This is a genomic window from Actinomadura sp. (assembly GCF_044508335.1).
Lineage (GTDB): Bacteria > Actinomycetota > Actinomycetes > Streptosporangiales > Streptosporangiaceae > Spirillospora.
This window is the reverse complement of record NZ_JBIQHY010000007.1, coordinates 106,796-109,544: the sequence shown is the minus strand read 5'-3', so window position 1 is coordinate 109,544 and position 2,749 is coordinate 106,796. Positions and strand designations below refer to the sequence as shown.

The window sequence follows — 2,749 nt, the reverse complement described above, 5'->3', positions numbered from 1 at the left end:
CGAACGTCGTCAGGATCAGCACCTTCGGATCGTGCGACGCCGCACCCTCCCGGATGATCCGCCGCGTCGCCTCGATCCCGTCCACGCCCGGCATCCGGATGTCCATCAGCACCACGTCCGGAAGCAGCGACCGCGTCATCTCCACCGCCGCCGCGCCGTCCCCGGCCTCGCCGACCACCGCGATGTCGGCCTCCGCCTCCAGAATCAGCCGGAACCCCGTCCGCAGCAGCGGCTGGTCGTCCACCAGCAGCACCCGCACCGTCGTCATCGCGCCGCCCCGGCCGAACGCCCACCCGGTCCGCTCATCGTCCCGCTCCTCGCCTCACGACGCACTGACACAACACCACCGTCCGCACCCGGGACGCCCCGCCGGCCATCACGCCTCCAGCGGGAAACGCGCCCGCACACCGAACCCGCCGCCGACCCGCGGCCCGATCCTCAACTCGCCACCGTACAGCGCCACACGCTCGTACATGCCGACCAGGCCATGCCCCGGATTGTCCCCGTTGTCGGCCATGAACGTCGCCGTGCCGCGCCCGTCGTCCTCCACCTCCACCGTCAGGTCGTCGTCCCCGTAGTACAGCCGCACCCACGCCCGCGCCTGCGGCCCCGCATGCTTCAGCGTGTTCGTCAGCGCCTCCTGGATCAGCCGGAACGCCGCCACGTCCACCCCCGGCGACGGCGACCGCGCCTCACCCTCGATCCACAGCTGCACCGACAGGCCCGTCTCCCGCACATGGTCCAGCAGCTCCCCGAGATCCCCCAGACCCGGCTGCGGCGCCAGCTCCCGGCCCGCCTGCTCGGCGTCCCGGTCCGTCCGCAGCACCCCCACGATCCGCCGCATCTCGCTCAGCGCCGTCCGCCCGACCTCCTCGATCGTCGACATCGCCTCCCGCGCGCTGCCCGGATCCCGGTCGATGATCCGCCGCGCCGCCCCCGCCTGCACCGTCATCACGCTCACATGGTGCGCCACCACGTCGTGCAGCTCCCGCGCGATCCGCGACCGCTCCTCGATCCGCGCCGCCCGCGCGTCCGTCCCCCGCGCCCGCTCCAGCCGCGCCGCCCGGTCCTCCAGCTCCGCGAAGTACGCCCGCCGCAGCCGCAGGTTCCGCCCCAGCATCCACACGCCGACCACCAGCGCCGAATCGGTGATCACCACCACCGGCTCCGACGACAGCGGCAGCATCAGCAGCAGATACGCCAGGAAGTACACGAACGCGACCAGCCCGCCCAGCGCGCTCTGCGCCAGCCCCCGGTGCGCCGCCACGCTGTACACCGCGATCAGGAACGCCACCACGTCCGGCACCGCCGGCGGATACTGCAGCGCCGCCGTCAGCGCCTCACCGCCGATGATGAACAGCAGCACCGGCAGCGGATGCCGCCGCCGCCACGCCAGCGCCCCCGTCACCACGACGACGAGCAGCCCGTTCCACACGTCCGGCGACCGGAACGCCGCGAAGTCCTCGCCGTCCGGGAGCTCCTGCAGGAACAGCTGCGGCAGCCCCACCAGCAGCAGCCCGAAAGCGAGCAGCGCGTCAGCCGCCAGCGGGCGCGCCTGCAGCCAGGCCCGGGCGGCGTGAAGACCACGGATGCGGGGTGACACGCCACTCACCCTAGGAGGTCGCGGCAGGTCCCGACCCCTCCTGGACGCGGATCCGCCGTCATCCCCAAGGATGAGCCCGCGACCCGCCCCGGACCGGCCCCGGGCCCGCGCACCGCGCCGCTACAGATCCCCGTGCTCCCGCGCCGCGCCCTCCGGGTCGGCGCCCTCCAGATCCGCCGGGGAGGGCCGCCGCACCGGCGCCTCCGGCAGCGGCGGGGGAGTGCCCCCGAACTCCGGGCACCGCTCCTTGTGATCGCACCAGTCGCACAGCCGCCCCGCACGCGGCCGCCACTCGCCCGTCTCCATCGCCCGCCGGATCGCCGCCCACAGCGCCTCCACCTTCCGCTGCGTCGCCCGCAGATCCGCCTCGTCCGGCTCGTACCGCAGGATCTCCCCGTTCCCCAGGTACATCAGCTGCAGCAGCCGCGGCACCCGCCCCCGCAGCCGCCACAGCACCAGCGCGTAGAACTTCATCTGGAACAGCGCCCGCGCCTCGAAATCCGCCCGCGGCGCCGTCCCCGTCTTGTAGTCCACGATCCGCACGTCGCCGCTCGGCGCCACGTCCACCCGGTCGATGTACCCGCGCAGCTTCAGCCCCGACTCCAGCACCGTCTCCACGAACAGCTCGCGCTCCGCCGGCTCCAGCCGCCGCGGATCCTCCAGCGTGAAGTACCGCTCCACCATCCGCCGCGCCTGCCCGAGCCACTCCGCCCGCTCCGCCTCCCCGGCCTCCCCGTCCGCGAACAGCCCCGCCAGCTCCGGCTCCGCCGCCAGCAGCCGCTCCCACTCCGGCCCCAGCATCTCCAGCGCCGCCGCCGGCGTCCGCCCCGCCGTCGGCAGATCGAACAGCCGCTCCAGCACCGCGTGCACCAGCGTCCCCCGCACCGCCGCCGCGCTCGGCCGCTCCGGAATCCGGTCGATCACCCGGAACCGGTACAGCAGCGGACACGTCATGAAATCGCCCGCACGGGACGGCGACAACGACCCCACCACCACGACGTCCCCCGCGCCGCCGCCCCCGCCCCGCGCGGACGGAACGGACGCCTCACTACCCGCCTCGGTCGTCGTCATGGCACAGCAGACTAGGCGACACCCCCGACGAAAATCCGGCGCCCCGCCGTCCCGCCCCCGCCGGCACAGGACACG

3 protein-coding genes are annotated in these 2,749 nt (G+C 74.1%); all 3 read right to left on the bottom strand.

All coding sequences use genetic code 11. The features are described 5' to 3' along the window. A partial coding sequence (locus ACIWVC_RS04990) for a response regulator transcription factor (protein ID WP_396453851.1) occupies positions 1-268 on the bottom strand: 268 nt, incomplete at its 3' end. A gap of 108 nt (positions 269-376) precedes the next feature. Continuing rightward, on the bottom strand, positions 377-1,603 hold the full coding sequence (locus tag ACIWVC_RS04985) for a sensor histidine kinase (RefSeq protein WP_396446733.1): 1,227 nt from the start codon (positions 1,601-1,603) through the stop codon (positions 377-379). 120 nt (positions 1,604-1,723) lie between these two features. Further along, on the bottom strand, positions 1,724-2,674 hold the full coding sequence (locus ACIWVC_RS04980) for a RecB family exonuclease (protein ID WP_396446734.1): 951 nt from the start codon (positions 2,672-2,674) through the stop codon (positions 1,724-1,726). Between the last annotated feature and the right edge of the window lie 75 nt (positions 2,675-2,749).

Bases quoted from the DNA above. Each gene is read 5' to 3' on its own strand.
- ACIWVC_RS04980 (WP_396446734.1), bottom strand. From the start codon at position 2,674: ATGACGACGACCGAGGCGGGTAGTGAGGCGTCCGTTCCGTCCGCGCGG.